16 protein-coding genes are annotated in these 16931 nt (G+C 64.3%); 13 read left to right on the forward strand and 3 right to left on the reverse strand.

Annotated elements, in window-relative coordinates; genetic code table 11:
* Positions 1-134 precede the first annotated feature (134 nt).
* Together AC4FAH_RS00215 and rpmE are read right to left on the reverse strand one after the other, a co-directional pair.
* Positions 135-1403, reverse strand: a complete 1269-nt coding sequence (locus AC4FAH_RS00215; RefSeq protein WP_054556560.1) for a malic enzyme-like NAD(P)-binding protein — start codon at positions 1401-1403, stop codon at positions 135-137.
* A gap of 555 nt (positions 1404-1958) precedes the next feature.
* Positions 1959-2171 (reverse strand): 50S ribosomal protein L31, encoded by a 213-nt coding sequence (gene rpmE, locus AC4FAH_RS00220; protein ID WP_054556509.1) that lies wholly within the window; start codon positions 2169-2171, stop codon positions 1959-1961.
* Positions 2172-2411: 240 nt separating this feature from the next.
* Between rpmE and AC4FAH_RS00225 the strand changes: the two genes are divergently transcribed.
* From AC4FAH_RS00225 to tatC, 13 genes are all read left to right on the forward strand, one after another.
* A complete protein-coding gene (locus tag AC4FAH_RS00225) occupies positions 2412-4670 on the forward strand; it encodes a primosomal protein N' (protein WP_490245535.1) in 2259 nt (752 codons plus the stop codon).
* A gap of 240 nt (positions 4671-4910) precedes the next feature.
* A complete protein-coding gene (gene argS, locus AC4FAH_RS00230) occupies positions 4911-6596 on the forward strand; it encodes an arginine--tRNA ligase (protein ID WP_288988733.1) in 1686 nt (561 codons plus the stop codon).
* Positions 6597-6599: 3 nt separating this feature from the next.
* A complete protein-coding gene (locus AC4FAH_RS00235; RefSeq protein ID WP_043332968.1) occupies positions 6600-7253 on the forward strand; it encodes an SPOR domain-containing protein in 654 nt (217 codons plus the stop codon).
* A gap of 331 nt (positions 7254-7584) precedes the next feature.
* Positions 7585-8106 carry an ATP-dependent protease subunit HslV gene (gene hslV, locus AC4FAH_RS00240; protein WP_043332970.1) on the forward strand — a complete coding sequence of 174 codons (522 nt, stop codon included), beginning with the start codon at positions 7585-7587 and terminating at the stop codon, positions 8104-8106.
* A 1-nt stretch (position 8107) separates the two neighbouring features.
* Positions 8108-9433, forward strand: coding sequence for an ATP-dependent protease ATPase subunit HslU (gene hslU, locus AC4FAH_RS00245; RefSeq protein ID WP_043332972.1), 1326 nt, complete (start codon positions 8108-8110; stop codon positions 9431-9433).
* Between the two features lie 331 nt (positions 9434-9764).
* Positions 9765-10136, forward strand: coding sequence for a gamma-butyrobetaine hydroxylase family protein (locus AC4FAH_RS00250; RefSeq protein ID WP_225348182.1), 372 nt, complete (start codon positions 9765-9767; stop codon positions 10134-10136).
* Between the two features lie 147 nt (positions 10137-10283).
* On the forward strand, positions 10284-11030 hold the full coding sequence (gene ubiE, locus AC4FAH_RS00255) for a bifunctional demethylmenaquinone methyltransferase/2-methoxy-6-polyprenyl-1,4-benzoquinol methylase UbiE (protein ID WP_043332974.1): 747 nt from the start codon (positions 10284-10286) through the stop codon (positions 11028-11030).
* 7 nt (positions 11031-11037) lie between these two features.
* Positions 11038-11706: a ubiquinone biosynthesis accessory factor UbiJ gene (locus AC4FAH_RS00260; protein WP_131432768.1), complete on the forward strand. Its 669-nt coding sequence runs from the start codon at positions 11038-11040 to the stop codon at positions 11704-11706.
* A complete protein-coding gene (ubiB, locus tag AC4FAH_RS00265; RefSeq protein ID WP_490245536.1) occupies positions 11703-13331 on the forward strand; it encodes a ubiquinone biosynthesis regulatory protein kinase UbiB in 1629 nt (542 codons plus the stop codon). Before AC4FAH_RS00260 ends, ubiB begins: the two co-directional genes overlap by 4 nt.
* A gap of 201 nt (positions 13332-13532) precedes the next feature.
* Positions 13533-13868, forward strand: a complete 336-nt coding sequence (locus AC4FAH_RS00270) for a phosphoribosyl-ATP diphosphatase (protein ID WP_043332980.1) — start codon at positions 13533-13535, stop codon at positions 13866-13868.
* A 109-nt stretch (positions 13869-13977) separates the two neighbouring features.
* Positions 13978-14232: a Sec-independent protein translocase subunit TatA gene (gene tatA / locus AC4FAH_RS00275; protein ID WP_043332981.1), complete on the forward strand. Its 255-nt coding sequence runs from the start codon at positions 13978-13980 to the stop codon at positions 14230-14232.
* 5 nt (positions 14233-14237) lie between these two features.
* Positions 14238-14636: a Sec-independent protein translocase protein TatB gene (tatB, locus tag AC4FAH_RS00280; RefSeq protein ID WP_043332982.1), complete on the forward strand. Its 399-nt coding sequence runs from the start codon at positions 14238-14240 to the stop codon at positions 14634-14636.
* Positions 14636-15427, forward strand: a complete 792-nt coding sequence (gene tatC / locus AC4FAH_RS00285) for a twin-arginine translocase subunit TatC (RefSeq protein WP_131432770.1) — start codon at positions 14636-14638, stop codon at positions 15425-15427. Before tatB ends, tatC begins: the two co-directional genes overlap by 1 nt.
* Positions 15428-15586: 159 nt before the next feature.
* On the opposite strand, the gene elbB is transcribed toward tatC, so the two are convergent.
* On the reverse strand, positions 15587-16273 hold the full coding sequence (elbB, locus tag AC4FAH_RS00290; protein ID WP_054556514.1) for an isoprenoid biosynthesis glyoxalase ElbB: 687 nt from the start codon (positions 16271-16273) through the stop codon (positions 15587-15589).
* Positions 16274-16931 lie beyond the last annotated feature (658 nt).

Raw genomic sequence — 16931 nt, forward strand, 5'->3', positions numbered from 1 at the left:
ATGGCTCATGGCTCGCGGTTCATGACTGAAAGCAGCCACCAACAAAAAGCCCTCGCCGGAATCTCCGACGAGGGCTTTTTCATGTCTTGCGTCGCTTCAGCGACGCCGCCAACCGGCCATTCGACCGCTGACGCTTAACCGTAGACCTGATCCGTGCTGGTCAGCGGGTAGTGCGCCGGGTACGGCTTGCGTGCGACACCGGAATCGATGGCCGCCTGGGCCACGGCGGCCGGCAGACGCTCGAGCAGACGCGAATCCATCGGCGTCGGGATGATGTAACCCGGGCCGAATTCGAGGCTGTCGATCTCGTAGGCATCCAGCACATCCTGGCTGACCGGCTCACGCGCCAGGTCTTTCAGGGCGTGAACGGCGGCCAGCTTCATCTCTTCATTGATGCGCGTCGCACGCACATCCAGCGCGCCACGGAAGATGAACGGGAAGCCCAGCACGTTGTTGACCTGGTTCGGGTAGTCGGAGCGACCTGTCGCCATGATGACATCCGGGCGTGCTTCGCGAGCGGTATCCGGATGAATTTCCGGATCCGGGTTGGAGCAGGCGAAGACGATCGGGTTGGCGGCCATCTTCTTGAGCTGCTCTGCCTTGAGCAGGTTCGGGCCGGACAGACCGACGAAGACGTCGGCGCCATCGATGGCGTCGTCCAGCGTGCGCAGCTCGGTCTCGGTGGCGAACATCGCCTTGTACTGGTTCAGGTCATCACGGCCGCTGTGGATCACGCCCTTGCGGTCGAGCATGAAGATGTTCTCGACCTTGGCACCACTGGCCACCAGCAGCTTCATGCAGGCGATGGCGGCAGCGCCGGCGCCCAGGCAGACGATACGCGCGTCTTCCAGCTTCTTGCCGGCGATATCCAGGGCGTTGAGCATGCCGGCCGCGGTGACGATGGCGGTACCGTGCTGGTCGTCATGGAAGACCGGGATGTTGCACTGCTCGATCAGCGCCTGCTCGACTTCAAAGCATTCCGGCGCCTTGATGTCTTCCAGGTTGATGCCACCGTAGGTGGTGTGGATGCGGCGCACGGTATCGATGAAGGCCTGCGGGCTTTCCGCATCCACTTCGACATCGACGGAGTTGATGCCAGCGAAGCGCTTGAACAGCACGCCCTTGCCTTCCATGACCGGCTTGGAAGCCAGCGGCCCCAGGTTGCCCAGGCCAAGGATGGCAGTCCCGTCAGAGATGACCGCGACCAGGTTGCCCTTGCCGGTGTACAGGTAGGCATTTTCCGGGTCGGCGGCGATTTCTCGGCACGGCTCGGCAACGCCCGGGCTGTAGGCCAGCGCCAGGTGCTTGGCGGTCTCGGTCGGCTTGGTCAGCTCGATGGAGAGCTTTCCGGGAATGGGTTCGGCGTGATATTGCAGTGCTGCTTTCTTCATGGCATCAGACATGCGTGTCATCCGGTATTTTGGCGGGGGGTTGGCTGCTCCAGAATATAGAAAAAGACACCTCTGAACAACCGACGCAACTTGCTGTTATGCATGACTTTAAAACGATTGTTTAAAAAACATTTTAGCCATTCGTCTAACGTTATGGATGCCCTACCCAGCCATAAACCTTTCCTTATCGCTGACCGGCTTTTACGCCGATTTCGGCCCGAGATGACGCCACGATTCGCGCAAGATCCTCGATTTTCGACCTATCACTGACGCAACCCGCCATTCTGGCGCGCTTGATGCAGAGGCAGAGCAGAAAAAGTGCCAAATCGGAAACAATCTTTCCTTTCAGCAAGCGCAGCGCAGGGGTGACATCACCGCAAGGGCATCACGTCAGACCATCACGACCAGAACATCACGACAAGGGCATCCCGGGCCGGCTGGCGTGGTCGCGGCTCTCTTCAGAGCGGCCTGAACGACAGGCACAAAAAAACCCGCTCGTGAGCGGGTTTTTCGTCCATGACGCTGCAAGATGCGCAGCGCCATGAAAGCGACAAGCAGCTGAAGGTATCAGCGCTTGATGGCAGCACCGAAACGCTTGTTGAAGCGCTCGACGCGACCACCGGTGGTAGCCTGCTTCTGCTTGCCGGTGTAGAACGGGTGGCACTCGGAGCACACGTCAAGCGCGAAAGTCTGCTTGGAAGTGGTACCGATTTCGTGCTGCGCGCCGCAGGAGCAAGTTGCGGTCTGGCGCTGGTAGTCCGGATGGATACCCTGTTTCATGATGTGTAACCTCAGGTCGCTGTGCACCGCCACCTGATCACTTGCCAGGCACCGTACACGGGTTTTGGATTGAACCGGTCATTCCGCCGTTTCCGACGGAAGGCCGCACATTTTACCAGTCATCTGCCGCAAGACCAAACTTTGTGCCGTTTATTGCGGGCAACACTCTGTAGACTGCGTGCCACGGCATATCCTCGTTTTACTGAACGCCTCATATCACCTCATATCCGGATACCTTGCGTGCCTGACACTACCGACAAGACTGCGACTCACCTGCCGGGACGTGTGCTGGGCATCGCGATTCCCGGCCCGCTGCGCGATCTGTTCGACTACCTGCCATCCCGCCAGCCGCCCCGCCACGGCTGGCAGGTGGGCCTGCGCGTGCGCGTCGAATTCGGGCGTCGCCAGCTGGTCGGGGTGATCGCCGAGCTGCGCAGCGACTCAAGTTTCCCCATCGACAAGCTCAAGCCTGTCAGCGAAGTCATCGATGACGAACCACTGCCGGCCGACTGGTTGTGGATATGTCAGTTTACCGCGCGCTATTACCAGCACTCGCTCGGCGACACCTTCGCCCAGGCGATGCCCTCGCTGCTGCGTCAGGGGCGCGCCCTGGAGGCGCGTACCCGTGAGCGCTGGACGCTGACCGACAAGGGCCGCGCCACCGAGCCGGCAAGCCTGGGGCGAGCCACCCGCCAGATCGCGTTGCTGGAGCTGCTCGCTCAGCATCGTCATGGCCTGGTGCACAGCGCCATCACCGCCCAGGGCTTCACCCGCCAGCAGCTGGAGACCCTGCGCGGTCGCGGCTACATCGAATCCCGTGAGGAGCCGGTGACCGGCACCACGCCGGAGCAGGCCAACAAGGGCGTGCTCGCCGCACCCGGCCTGGCCCTCAATGATGAGCAGGGCCGCGCCCTCTCGCGTCTGCATGAGGGCCTGAGCCGCTTCTCGCCCACGCTGCTGGAGGGCGTGACCGGTTCCGGCAAGACCGAGGTCTATCTGCAATTGATCGAGGCGGTGCTGGACCGCGGCGGCCAGGCGCTGGTGCTGGTGCCCGAGATCGGCCTGACGCCCCAGACGCTGGAGCGCTTCCGCAGACGCTTCCGCGTGCCGCAGGTGATGCTGCACTCCGGCGTCAGCGATGGTGAACGCCTCGATGGCTTCGAAGCCGCCCGCAGCGGCCGGGCGCGCATCGTGATCGGTACCCGCTCCGCCATCTTCACGCCGATGGCCAGGCTCGGCGTGATCATCGTCGACGAGGAGCACGACGGCTCCTTCAAGCAACAGGACGGCCTGCGCTATCACGCCCGCGATCTGGCGCTGGTGCGCGGCAAGCAGGAAGGCATACCCGTGGTGCTCGGCAGCGCCACGCCGTCTCTTGAGAGCCTGCGCCATGCTCGCGAGGGCCGCTTCACGCATCTGCACCTGCATCAGCGCGCCGGACGCAGTCAGCCGGCCCGCCTGCACCCGGTCGACCTGCGCGGCCGCATGACGCTGGGCGGTCTCTCGACCCAGAGTCTGGAGGCGATCGAGAAGCGCCTCGCCCAGGGCGATCAGGTGCTGGTGTTCATCAATCGGCGCGGCTTCGCGCCGACCCTGACCTGCCATGCCTGCGGCTGGATCGCCGAATGCGACAACTGCGATGCCCGCATGACCCTGCATCGCCATCCGCCCCAGCTGACCTGCCACCACTGCGAGCGCACCCGCCCGCTGCCGGATGCCTGCCCGGCCTGTGGCAGCGGGGATGTACGCCCGCAGGGCGCGGGTACCGAGCGCACCGAAGAGCTGCTCGGCGAGAAATTCCCCGACGTGCCGGTGCTGCGCATCGACCGCGACAGCACCCAGCGCAAGGACGCCATGAGCGAGGCGCTGGCGGTGATCCGGCGTGGCGAGCCCTGCCTGCTGGTCGGCACCCAGATGCTGGCCAAGGGCCACCACTTCCCCCACGTCACCCTGGTGGTGGTGGTCAACGCCGACAGCGGCCTCTATGCCGCCGACTTCCGCGCACTTGAGCAATCCGCGCAGCTGCTGGTACAGGTCGCGGGGCGCGCCGGACGCGCCGAGCGCCCCGGCGAGGTATTGATCCAGACCCGCCACCCGGAAGACCCCAACCTGCTGACGCTGATTCAGGCCGGCTACCCGCAGCTGGCGGGGGAATTGCTCGAGGAGCGCCGCATTGCCCAGCTGCCGCCGTTCAGCCATCTGGCGCTGCTGCGCGCCGAGGCCAGCGACCAGCAGCAGGTCGAGCAGTGGCTATTGAAGGTCGGTGGCGCCCTGCGCCAGCACCTCGAGGCTGCCAATCTCAAGGTGGATTGCCTCGGCCCGGTTCCCGCGCCGATGGAGCGCCGCCAGAATCGCTATCACGCCCAATTGCTGTTGCGCTGTGCGAAACGCGGCCCATTGCATGAAGCGGCGGCCTGGCTGGTGACGCTCTGCGAGCAGGACCGCGACGCACGCCGCCTGCGCTGGTCGCTGGATGTCGATCCCATCGGCATGGCCTGAGTAATACGCAAGCGGCGTGACAGCCCTTCACGCCGCTTGCGATGAACTGACCACTATCCCTGCAGGGCGCGGAATGCGGCGCGATTGATCACGACGGTTTATGCAAGCCGCAGGATCGGTGATAATGCCCGCCATCGTGCAGCGACATCCGCACTCCCCCATTGCCCGCAGGCCTGATGCCTGCAACCGCCTGCTGTATGGCACGCGGTGCGACCCGAGCCGTGAAGAGACCGATATTCCATGAAAGAGACGATCATCGAACTGCTGGGCCAGGCCCTGGAAACCCTCAAGGCCGACGGCACCCTGCCCGCCGACGCCAGCCCGCAGATCAAGGTCGACCCGACCAAGGACAAGAGCCACGGCGACTACGCCAGCAATCTGGCGATGATGACGTCCAAGGCCGCCGGCATGAAGCCGCGCGATCTGGCCGAGAAGCTGATCGCGGCGCTGCCGGCCTCCGATGCCGTCTCCAAGGTCGAGATCGCCGGCCCCGGCTTCCTGAACTTCTTCGCTGATACCGGTGCGGTAGCCGACATCGTGCGTCGCGTCTTCAGCGAAAGCGACAGCTTCGGTCACAGCGACGTGGGTGCCGGCGAGAAGGCTCAGGTCGAGTTCGTCTCCGCCAACCCGACCGGCCCGCTGCACGTCGGTCACGGCCGCGGTGCCGCAGTCGGCGACGTGCTGTGCCGCCTGCTGGCCGCCACCGGCCACGACGTCACGCGCGAGTTCTACTACAACGACGCCGGCGCCCAGATCAACAATCTGGCGCTCTCCGTCCAGGCGCGCGCCAAGGGTCTGGGCCCGGACGATGCCAGCTGGCCGGCCGATGGCTATCGCGGTGACTACATCAGCGAACTGGCCGCCTCCTACATGGCCGGCGATACCGTCGAAGCCGATGGCAAGCAGGTGACCGGCGCCGCGGACCCCGATGACCTGGAGGCCATCCGCGTCTTCGCCGTCGCCTACCTGCGCCATGAGCAGGATCTCGACCTCAAGGCCTTCGGCGTCGAATTCGATGTCTACTTCCTCGAGTCCTCGCTCTACAGCGACGGCAAGGTCGAGGAGACCGTCAAGCGCCTGGTCGACAACGGCTACACCTATGAAGACGACGGTGCCCTGTGGCTGCGTACCACCGACTTCGGTGATGACAAGGACCGCGTGATGCGCAAGCGTGACGGCGGTTACACCTACTTCCTGCCCGACGTCGCCTACCACCTCGACAAGTGGCAGCGTGGCTTCACCCAGGTCATCAACGAGCAGGGCGCCGATCACCACTCCACCGTGACCCGCGTGCGTGCCGGTCTGCAGGCTCTGCAGGCGGACATCCCCAAGGGCTGGCCGGACTACGTGCTGCACCAGATGGTCACCGTGATGCGCTCCGGCGAGGAAGTGAAGCTGTCCAAGCGTGCCGGCAGCTACGTGACCCTGCGCGACCTGATCGAGGAAGTCGGCCGCGACGCGACCCGCTACTTCCTGGCCGCACGTCGCGCCGACTCCCAGCTGACCTTCGACATCGACCTGGCGCGCTCCCAGTCCAATGACAACCCGGTCTACTACATCCAGTACGCTCACGCCCGCGTGCACAGCGTGCTGCGCAAGGCCAGCCGCGAAGAGAAGCCCTTCGACGAAGCCCTGGCCATGGCGCAGCTCACCCTGCTGACCAGCGACCAGGAAAAGGCCGTGATGAATCGCATGGCGCAGTTCCCGGACGTCGTCGCCCACGCCGCCAAGGTGCGCGAGCCGCAGCAGGTCGCCCAGTACCTGCAGGACCTCTCCTCCGACTTCCACACCTGCTACAACGCGGTGAAGGTGATGGTCGAGGACGACGCGACCCGCAATGCGCGCATGGCGCTGGGTCTGGCGACCGCTCAGGTCATCCGCAACGGCCTGGCCCTGCTGGGTGTCAGCGCTCCCGAGGAGATGTAAGCCATGGCTGCTCGCCGCCCCGCCAACAAGAAGCCCGCCTCCCGCCAGGGGGCGAGCCCCCGTCGGCAACCCGCTGCCAGCCAGAGTCGTGGTCTGCCCGGCTGGCTGTGGGGCATCATCGGTCTGATCGCCGGCTTCGCTCTCGCGCAGTACTTCGAGAAACAGGCCCCGCGTCTGCCGGTCGCGGCCATCGTGCCCAAGGCCAACACGCAGCAGAACGGACAGCAGAACGGGCAGCAGGCCGCCAAGCAGGGCAACCAGCAGCAGAAGGAAGCCCCCGAAGAGTCCGCCGGCAACATGCCGACCTTCGAGTTCTACACCCTGCTGCCGGAAACCGAGGTGATCGCGCCCAAGGTGGATGAGTACAAGTCCACGCCGCGTCCGGGCAGCGCCGAGAGCACCAAGAAGTCCGAGGCCTCGCTGACCAACTACATGTTGCAGGCCGCGTCCTTCCGCGAGATGAGCGATGCCAAGAAGCTGGCCGGCAAGCTCAAGGACCTTGGCCTGCTGGCCAAGGTCAGTGACGTCAATGCCTCTGGCGGTACCGTCTGGCACCGGGTGCAGGTCGGTCCCTACAAGGACACCCGCGAGCTCAATCGCGCCCAGGACCTGATGAACACCCAGGGCATCGAGCCCCTGTTGATCAAGCTGCAGTAAGCCAGGCGTGAGCCTTGCGACAGACGGGCCCGCTCATTTTTGAGCGGGCCCGTTGCATGAGGGCACAGACCAGGGCCGATCGCAGTCAACGCTGAGTCGCCGATGACTTGAAACCCGTATCGGCGCCCCCATCTACAGCATTCCGGTGAGATATCAGGCCCGCGTGCCGCCCATCAGGCGGTGCAGGATCGCGGCAAGCAGTGGCAAGCGCCAGGCTGACGATCACCACCCGTTTTACGCGACGAGGCCACGGCCTCGTCTGCCCAGAAATGCCATGCCCGGCCCCGTTCACCTTATTCCAATCGCCGGCATGCTCTCTCAGGAGTTATCCATGACCACGATCGTCTCCGTGCGTCGCAACGGCCAGGTCGCCCTGGCTGGTGACGGCCAGGTATCCCTTGGCAACACTGTCATGAAAGGCAACGCCGCCAAGGTGCGTCGTCTGTATCGCAATCAGGTACTGGCCGGTTTCGCCGGTGGTACCGCCGATGCCTTCACGCTGTTCGAACGCTTCGAAGCGCAGCTCGAGAAGTATCAGGGCCAGCTGGTGAAGTCCGCCGTGGAGCTTGCCAAGGAGTGGCGCTCAGACCGCGCCCTGCGCAAGCTTGAAGCCATGCTGGTGGTCGCCGACAAGCATGCCTCCTTGATCATCACCGGCAACGGCGACGTGGTCGAGCCCGAGCACGGCGTGCTGGCCATCGGCTCCGGCGGCAACTATGCCGAGGCCGCTGCCCGCGCCCTGATCGAGAATACCGAACTTTCTGCCCGCGAGATCACCGAGAAGTCCATCTCCATCGCGGCCGATATCTGCGTCTTCACCAACCACAATGCCATCATCGAGGAGCTGTCCTGAGATGTCCCAGATGACCCCGAAGGAAATCGTCAACGCCCTCGATCAGCACATCGTCGGCCAGCCTGAAGCCAAGCGCGCCGTGGCGGTTGCCATGCGCAACCGCTGGCGCCGCATGCAGCTCGATGATGATCTGCGCCCGGAAGTCACGCCGAAGAACATCCTGATGATCGGCCCGACCGGTGTCGGCAAGACCGAGATCGCCCGTCGTCTGGCCAAGCTGGCCGGCGCGCCCTTCCTCAAGATCGAGGCGACCAAGTTCACCGAGGTCGGCTATGTCGGCCGTGACGTGGAATCCATCATCCGCGACCTGGTCGAGGTCGCGATGAAGCTGGTGCGCGAAGACGCCATGAAGGAAGTGCGCGACAAGGCCGAAGATGCCGCCGAAGAGCGCATCCTCGACGCCCTGCTGCCGCGTGTGCGTGGTGAAGAGTACGACGCTGCCGCCAACAACAGCAGCACGCGCCAGATGTTCCGCAAGAAGCTGCGCGAAGGTCAGCTGGATGACAAGGAAATCGACATCGAGCTGAGCCCGGCCAGCCAGAGTCTCGATTTCGCCACCCCGCCGGGGATGGAAGAGATGACCAGCCAGCTGCAGTCCATGTTCTCCAACATGGGCAAGCAGCAGAAAGAGAGCCGTCGCATCACCGTCAAGGAAGCGCTCAAGCTGGTTCACGAGGAAGAAGCGGCCAGAATGGTCAGCGATGAAGACCTCAAGAGCCGTGCCATCGAGGCCGTCGAACAGAACGGCATCGTCTTCCTCGACGAGATCGACAAGGTCGCCAAGCGCGGCGAATCCGGCAGTGGCGGCGATGTGTCCCGCGAAGGCGTGCAGCGCGATCTGCTGCCGCTGATCGAGGGTTCCACCGTGTCCACCAAGCACGGCATGGTCAAGACCGACCACATCCTGTTCATCGCCTCCGGTGCCTTCCACCTGTCCAAGCCGTCGGACATGATTCCGGAGCTGCAGGGCCGTCTGCCGATCCGTGTCGAGCTCAACGCCCTGACGCCGGAAGACTTCAAGCGCATCCTGACCGAGCCGTCCGCCGCCCTGATCCGTCAGTACAAGGCATTGCTGGCGACCGAAGGCGTCGAGCTGAGCTTCGCGGATGACGCCATCGAGCGCATCGCCCAGATCGCCTATCAGGTCAACGAAGGCACCGAGAACATCGGCGCCCGTCGTCTGCACACCGTGATGGAGCGTCTGCTGGAAGAGATCTCCTACGAGGGTGGCGATCAGCCCGGCGAACTCAAGGTCGATGCCGCCTACGTCGATGCCCGTCTGGGTGATCTGGCGCGTGATGAAGACCTGTCGCGCTACATCCTCTGACGACACGCTCACGCGCCTGACAGCCCCTCATGGAAGCCAGTCCCGTTCCTGAGGGGACTTCTGACGCCCGATCCGGCTTGGCCCGGATCGGGCGTCAGTGCATCATGCGCACAAGACACATCGACCGGCCAAGCGCCGCGCTCGACGCCTATCTGCCTTCGCCATGCCGCCCTGCGCCCTACGCCGCCGCGCGGCATGCAAGCCCGAGGATGCCCCGATGAGCCACGACACTCCCAAGGACGCCGCCGCGTCCCACGACGCTGATACCAGCGGTCAGCAGCGCGACTACCGCCTCAATGAGCGCCATGCCCGCGATGGCGAAGAGGCCCCGGTGCCGACGCGCGTGCACTACCACAAGTCAGAGCGCGAACTGGAACTGGGCTACGCCGATGGCCAGAGCTTCCGCCTGAGCACCGAATTCCTGCGCGTGATGTCGCCGTCGGCGGAAGTGCGTGGCCACGGTGTCGGCCAGGAAACCCTGCAGGTCGGCATGCGCTACGTCGGGCTGACCAACATCACCCAGAGCGGCCGCTACGCGCTGAAGCTGCACTTCGATGATGGCCATGACAGCGGCCTGTATACCTGGGAATACCTGTGGGAACTGGCCAATCGCCGCGACGCCATGTGGGCCTACTACCTGCGTCAGCTGGAAGAGGCCGGTGCCTCGCGCGAACCACTGGGCATTCCGCTCAACCAGCTGTAAGCCACTGATGCCACTGGGCGCGGCAAGATGTCCGAGTCGACGTCTTGCCAAAAGACAGCCCGCTGGCTAGCGGTTACAATCGAGCCACTGCGAAAGCTCACCATATTGTGCTGACGTCGCCACGGCGGCGTCACAACAGGGGAAGTCATGGACAAGCGTACGACTCACTTCGGTTATCAGGAAGTTGCCGTGGACGAGAAGGCAGGCCGCGTCGCGGATGTCTTCCACAGTGTCGCCGCCAAGTACGACGTGATGAATGACCTGATGTCGTTCGGCATCCACCGTCTGTGGAAGCGCATCACCCTGGAGCGTGCCGGCGCCCGTCCCGGCCAGTCGGTGCTGGACATCGCCGGCGGCACCGGTGACCTGACGCTGAAGTTCTCGCGTCTGGTCGGCCCGAAAGGCCGCGTGGTGCTCGCCGACATCAATGCCTCGATGCTCAACGTCGGCCGCGACAAGCTGCTCGACCGTGGCGTCGGCGGCAACGTCGAATACGTGCAGGCCAATGCCGAAGCCCTGCCCTTCCCGGACAACACCTTCGACATCATCACCATCGCCTTCGGGCTGCGCAACGTCACCGACCAGGCCAAGGCCCTGCGCTCCATGCAGCGCATCCTCAAGCCGGGTGGCCGTCTGCTGGTGCTGGAATTCTCCAAGCCGGTCAATCCGCTGCTCTCCACCGCCTATGACCAGTACAGCTTCCGGCTGCTGCCCAAGATGGGCGAGATGGTCGCCGGCGACGCCGACTCCTACCGCTACCTGGCCGAGTCCATCCGCATGCACCCCGACCAGAAGACGTTGGCCGGCATGATGGAAGAGGCCGGTCTCGAGCGCGTCGAGTACACCAACCTGACGGGCGGCATCGTCGCGTTGCACCGCGGTATCAAGCTCTGAGGCTGTCATGGCATTGCTGACCCCCCTGCTGTTGGCGACCGCTGAGCGGACGCTGAATCAGCTGCTTGCTCGCGACCCGGCCTCGACGTCGCGCCTGAATGCACTGGCAGGCCGACGCCTGCTGGTGCGTGTCGAACGCCCCGCCTTTGACCTACTGGTGCATTTCGACCTGCAGGGCCTGCACCTGTTGCGCCTGCCCCAGGCCAACGAGAGCGATGGCGATGTGGTGGTGGAGCTCGACATGGAGACCGCCGCCGCCCTGCTGTCCGGTGAATCCATCGAGCGCCTGATGTTCGAGGGCCGCCTCGCCGTGCGTGGCCGTATCCATCTGCTGGAAAGCGCCCGTGACCTGGTGATGGACCTCGACCTGGACTGGGAAGGCGCGCTCAGTGAGTGGTTCGGCGAAGCCCCCGGCCATAGCCTGGCCAGCGGCCTGCGCAGCCTCGGGCGTTTCGGCCTGATCAGCCGCCGTGAGCTGGAGCTGGACCTGCGCGAGTACCTCACCGAGGAGGCGCGCTGGCTGCCCGGTCAGGCGCAGATGCGCGTCGCCCGCGACGAGCTGACCGAGCTGACCCAGTGTCTGGATCGCACCGAAGCGCGGCTGGCGCGACTGCGCCGTCACCTCGAGGCCGCCACCTCTCATCAACCTGCCGAGCGGGAGTGCCAGCCGTCGTGAGACTCTATCGCCTGCTGAGCATTCTGTGGGTCATCGCCCGCTACCGCCTCGACGACCTGGTGCCGCCGGGGCGCGTGCCGGCTCTGCTTCGCCCGCTGCTCAAGCTGTCGCCGCTGCGTCTGTTCCCCATCGGCAGACGCACGCGTGGCGAGCGTCTGCGTCTGGCGCTCGAGGCATTCGGCCCGATCTTCATCAAGTTCGGCCAGATGCTCTCGACGCGCCGCGACCTGCTGCCGCCGGACATCGCCGACGAACTCAAGCGCCTGCAGGATCAGGTGCCGCCGTTCGAGAACCAGGTCGCGCGGGAGCTGGTCGAGCAGGAACTCGAGATGTCGGTCGAGGAAGCCTTCGCCGAATTCGAGGCCCAGCCTCTGGCCTCCGCCTCCATCGCCCAGGTACATGCCGCACGCCTGCACGATGGCTCGGACGTGGTGGTCAAGGTCATCCGGCCGCGCATCGAGGAAGTGATGCGCAAGGACATCGGCCTGCTCTACATGTTCGCGCGCCTGTTGATGAAGGTCTCGCCGGAAGCCCGTCGCCTGCGCCCGGTCGAGGTCGTCGCCGACTACGAGGCGACGCTGTTCGACGAGCTCGACATGCACAAGGAGGCCGCCAACACCTCTCAGCTCAAGCGCAACTTCCTCGACTCGCCGCTGCTCTACGTCCCGGCCATCCACTGGCCACTGACGCGCCGCCGCGTGATGGTGCAGGAACGCATCCGCGGCATTCCGGTCGCCGATATCGAGGAGCTGACGGCGCAGGGCACCGACCTCAGGAAGCTGGCCGAGCGCGGCGTGGAGATCTTCTTCACCCAGGTATTCCGCGACAACTTCTTCCACGCCGACATGCACCCCGGCAATATCTTCGTCTCGCGCGAGAACCCGCACGACCCGCAGTTCATCGCCATCGACTGCGGCATCGTCGGCAGCCTGACCCGCGAGGACCAGGACTATCTGGCGCGCAACCTGCTGGCCTTCTTCCGCCAGGATTACTACGAGGTCGCGGCGCTGCACATCGAGTCCGGCTGGGTCGGCGAAGGCACGCGCGCCAACGAGTTTGCCGCCGCCATCCGCGCCGTCTGCGAGCCGATTCTCGAGAAGCCGCTCAAGGACATCAGTTTCGGCCAGGTCCTGCTGGGGCTGTTCCAGACCGCGCGCCGCTTCAACATGGAAGTCCAGCCGCAGCTGGTGTTGCTGCAGAAGACCCTGCTCAACATCGAGGGCCTCGGCCGCCAGCTGTATCCGGACCTCGACCTGTGGGCCACCGCCCGCCCCTATCTGGAGCGCTGGATGAAGGAGCGCGCCGGTCCCAAGGCGTTCTGGGCCGAGATGGTCAAGCAGGCACCGGAGCTGTCGCATCAGCTGCCACAGCTGCCGGCGATGGCCTTCCAGGCCATGGAGCGCATCGAGGACGAGCATCGCGCCCGTCAACGCCAGACAGAAGCCATCACCACGCTGCGCGACCGGGTCAATCACGCCTCCAGCACCAGCTGGCGACTGCGTGCGGGCTTGCTGCTGGTGGCCGGCGCGTTCGGTTGGCAGCCCCTGATGGCCTGGGCGGAGACCCAGCCCGTGGCGGTACTGGTGGGCGCAGGACTGGGAATCGTGTTATTGCTGTGGCGCTAGCCGCAGGCAGACATGATGGCCTGACTGGCCCGGCGCGCAACGACACTTGCCGCCCCATGGGACGCAGTGCAATATGAATGACATATAACACTTGCATCCTGAGTCGCCTGCCCACGCCGTGCCGTTTGCCGTGCAAGGTGTGCCGTCAGCGCAGAACTCGATGACTTAACGCAAGACCCAAGCTTTCAGGAATGATGATTCATGAGTGATATTCTCAACCGTCTGTCAGTGGTACTGGCAGAACGGCGCGACGCTGACCCGACCTCCTCCTATGTCGCGAGCCTGCATCACAAGGGCCTCAACAAGGTACTGGAGAAGATTGGCGAAGAGGCGACCGAAACCGTACTGGCCGCCAAGGATTTCGCTCACGACGACGTGGACTCGCAGCGTGCCGTGATCGGTGAGACCGCTGACCTGTGGTTCCATTCACTGGTCATGCTGTCGCACCTGGGGCTGGATCATCAGGAAGTGCTGGATGAGCTGGCACGCCGCTTCGGTGTTTCCGGCCATGATGAAAAGGCCGCTCGCGGCCAGTGAAGGACCCGTATTCTTCCGGCGCAAGTCGGCTTTCCGGCAGCGGTGCCAGCACCCTGCAAGTCTCAAGGCCCAATGACCCGGTGTCAGCGGCCCAAATGGAGAATTTCCCATGTTAGGTGGCATCAGTATCTGGCAGCTTCTCATCGTGCTCGGCATCATCATCCTGATCTTCGGGACCAAGAAGCTGCGCAACGTCGGCTCTGATCTCGGCGGTGCCGTGAAGGGCTTCAAGGGCGCGATGAAGGAAGAAGAGAAGAAGAGCGACGAGCCGACTGCCCAGCAGAAGGTCGCGCATGAGGAAAAGCGTGGCGACACCATCGATGTCGAGGCCGAGAGCCGCGATACCGCTGACAAGCGCTCGTAACCCGCATGTTCGATATCGGCTTTTTTGAACTGGCATTGATCGCGCTGCTGGCGCTGATCGTGCTCGGCCCGGAGCGTCTGCCCCGGGCCGCCCGCACTGCGGGTCTGTGGCTGGGACGCATCAAGCGCAGTGTCTCGGGCATTCAGCAGGAAATCAGTGCCCAGCTGGAAGCCGAGGAACTGCGTCAGACGCTCAACGAGCAGAAGAAGCAGCTCGATGAGACGCTCGCTCATGCGCGCAACGAGGCACGCGATGTCGAGCGCGGCATCACCGAGTCCAGCACGTCCCGCGATGCAGGCGCCTCCGGCGCCGAGACCAGCCCCCGCCCTGCCGAGAATGGTGCGCCGGCCACCGAGCCGAGCACTGCTTCCGACACCCGTGAATCACGAGAGCCACGTTCCTGATGAGTGATCCACATGCCTCACCGTCAGGTGGTCAGGGCGACGCCGCACATGCGCCGCTCATCGAGCACCTGATCGAGCTACGCTCGCGCTTGCTGCGCGCCACCCTGGTGGTGCTGGTGGTTTTCGCCGCGCTGTACGGCTTCTCCAACCAGATCTATCTGTATGTCGCCGAACCGCTGATGGCATTGCTGCCACCGGGTTCGCAGATGATCGCCACCGAAGTGGCCTCGCCCTTCCTGGCGCCCTTCAAGCTGACATTGGTGGTGGCGCTGTTCCTGGCGATTCCCGCCGTGCTCTATCAGGCCTGGGCGTTCATCGCGCCGGGCCTCTATGAGAACGAGAAGGCGTTGGCCCTGCCGCTGCTGGCCTCCAGCATCCTGCTGTTCTATGCCGGTGCGGCCTTCGCCTACTACGTGGTGTTCCCGCTGCTGTTCCAGTTCTTCACCACCACGGGCCCCGAGAATGTGGCGATCATGACGGACATCAATCAGTACCTGAATTTTGTCCTCAAGCTGTTCTTCGCCTTCGGGGTCGCCTTCGAGATTCCCATCGCCACCTTCCTGCTGATCTGGACCGGTGCGACCACGGTAGAGGCACTGAGCAAGAAGCGCCCCTATATCGTGATCGCCTGCTTCGTGGTCGGCATGCTGCTGACACCGCCGGACGTGATCTCGCAGTCGCTGCTGGCGATCCCGATGTGGCTGCTGTTCGAGGTCGGCATTCTGGCCTCGCGCCTCTTCAAGCGCCGGCGTGCGGCCTCAGACGATGAGGCATCGCAGGACACGCCCTGAACGAGGCTGCCAGTAGTCGGGCATCAGAATCAGAGCATCAAAACAGAAAGCCCCGCCGAGTCACCGGCGGGGCTTTCTGTTTCTGGGGGCTTTGTGTTTCCAGGGAACTTGCTCACACCAGCCACGTGCTATCACGCCAGACGCACAGGCGTGTCGAGATCAGTCCTGCTCGGCGGCACGCGCCTTGTCGTCCTCGATCCAGCTATCGATGCGCTCGACCAGCTTGAAGATGCCCTGGGCCGCTTCGCTGATGCGCTCCGCCAGCAGGTAGGCCGGGGTGGTGACGACACGGTTGGCGGCGTCGACGACGATGTCCGTCACCTCGCAGCTCTTGTGCAGGCCGCCCTGGGCGCTGATCGCCCCGGAGACACTGGCATCGTTGCCGATGGTGACCGAGATGCCCTCCCCCAGCAGCTTGGGCACCATCACCGGCGCGATGCACATCACGCCGATCGGCTTGCCGGCCGCGTGGAAGGGCTGCACCGCGTCCTGCAGGCCCGCGACGAGCTCGAGGTCCTCACCCTTGACGGCAAAGTCACACAGATTCTTGGCGGCGCCGAAGCCACCGGGCAGGATCAGTGCATCGAAGTCGTCCGCTGACAGCTCTTCCAGCGGGCGCACCTTGCCACGTGCCAGACGCGCGGACTCGACCAGCACGTTGCGGGTCTCCTCCATCTCGTCGCCAGTGCCGTGATTGATCACGTGGTGCTGCGCGACATCCGGTGCAAAGCACTCATAGGCAATGCCCAGCTGATCGAGACGCAGCAGCGTCAGGGTAGTTTCATAGATCTCGGAGCCATCAAAGACACCGCAACCGGAAAGGATCAGGGCTACCTGCTTGGTCATGGGTTACTCCATTGACGATGAGCTGTGCGCGGCGATTGCCGGACAGGTCAGAAAAGACTAATACAAGCGCGTGACTGATTCGAATGCCGAGCCTGATTTCATGCCCAGCGTCATGCCCGGCGTCATGCCAGGCGCGAGACGCTTCAGCGGCACCGAAGCTGCGCGACCACCACGCGGCAGACAGTGACAGGCGTGCAGGCGAGGCATGTCACTGCGCATCCTCTCAAGACTATGGGCGGCCCTGGCACAACTCAAGTGCTGCTCCTCGTCCACTCGTATGCCATCAAGGCTCTGGTGCCGGAGGCTTGCCGCGGTGTCCGGACTCGTCTTGCAGCCCCACACACCCGCCCCATACGGGGTGTGCATGAGGCGCGACACCGCGACACATCTCCTGCGCCTGTGGCCACAAGTCAACGCTGATATACTGGATTGACCCTGCCACAGGGACGACGGCTCCCGTCACGGGCCACCCACTTGCAGGCCGCAAGCCAGGCCTTCTCGTCGCCCGACAGACGCCTTGTCGTCATGTTCAGCCCTTGCTGGCACCTCACGTGACCGGCCTTGCCCCATGACCGCTGGCATCACTGTAATATTAATGAAATATTATAGACCTAGACTGCCTGCGACCATCACGGGAGCGGACCACCCGACCCGGAGA

It is taken from the genome of Cobetia sp. (assembly GCF_983723665.1).

Coding starts and splice junctions, on each gene's coding strand:
- AC4FAH_RS00215 (WP_054556560.1), bottom strand. CDS start 1,403: ATGTCTGATGCCATGAAGAAAGCAGCACTGCAATATCACGCCGAACCC.
- rpmE (WP_054556509.1), bottom strand. CDS start 2,171: ATGAAACAGGGTATCCATCCGGACTACCAGCGCCAGACCGCAACTTGC.
- argS (WP_288988733.1), top strand. CDS start 4,911: ATGAAAGAGACGATCATCGAACTGCTGGGCCAGGCCCTGGAAACCCTC.
- AC4FAH_RS00235 (WP_043332968.1), top strand. CDS start 6,600: ATGGCTGCTCGCCGCCCCGCCAACAAGAAGCCCGCCTCCCGCCAGGGG.
- hslV (WP_043332970.1), top strand. CDS start 7,585: ATGACCACGATCGTCTCCGTGCGTCGCAACGGCCAGGTCGCCCTGGCT.
- hslU (WP_043332972.1), top strand. CDS start 8,108: ATGTCCCAGATGACCCCGAAGGAAATCGTCAACGCCCTCGATCAGCAC.
- ubiE (WP_043332974.1), top strand. CDS start 10,284: ATGGACAAGCGTACGACTCACTTCGGTTATCAGGAAGTTGCCGTGGAC.
- AC4FAH_RS00260 (WP_131432768.1), top strand. CDS start 11,038: ATGGCATTGCTGACCCCCCTGCTGTTGGCGACCGCTGAGCGGACGCTG.
- AC4FAH_RS00270 (WP_043332980.1), top strand. CDS start 13,533: ATGAGTGATATTCTCAACCGTCTGTCAGTGGTACTGGCAGAACGGCGC.
- tatA (WP_043332981.1), top strand. CDS start 13,978: ATGTTAGGTGGCATCAGTATCTGGCAGCTTCTCATCGTGCTCGGCATC.
- tatB (WP_043332982.1), top strand. CDS start 14,238: ATGTTCGATATCGGCTTTTTTGAACTGGCATTGATCGCGCTGCTGGCG.
- tatC (WP_131432770.1), top strand. CDS start 14,636: ATGAGTGATCCACATGCCTCACCGTCAGGTGGTCAGGGCGACGCCGCA.
- elbB (WP_054556514.1), bottom strand. CDS start 16,273: ATGACCAAGCAGGTAGCCCTGATCCTTTCCGGTTGCGGTGTCTTTGAT.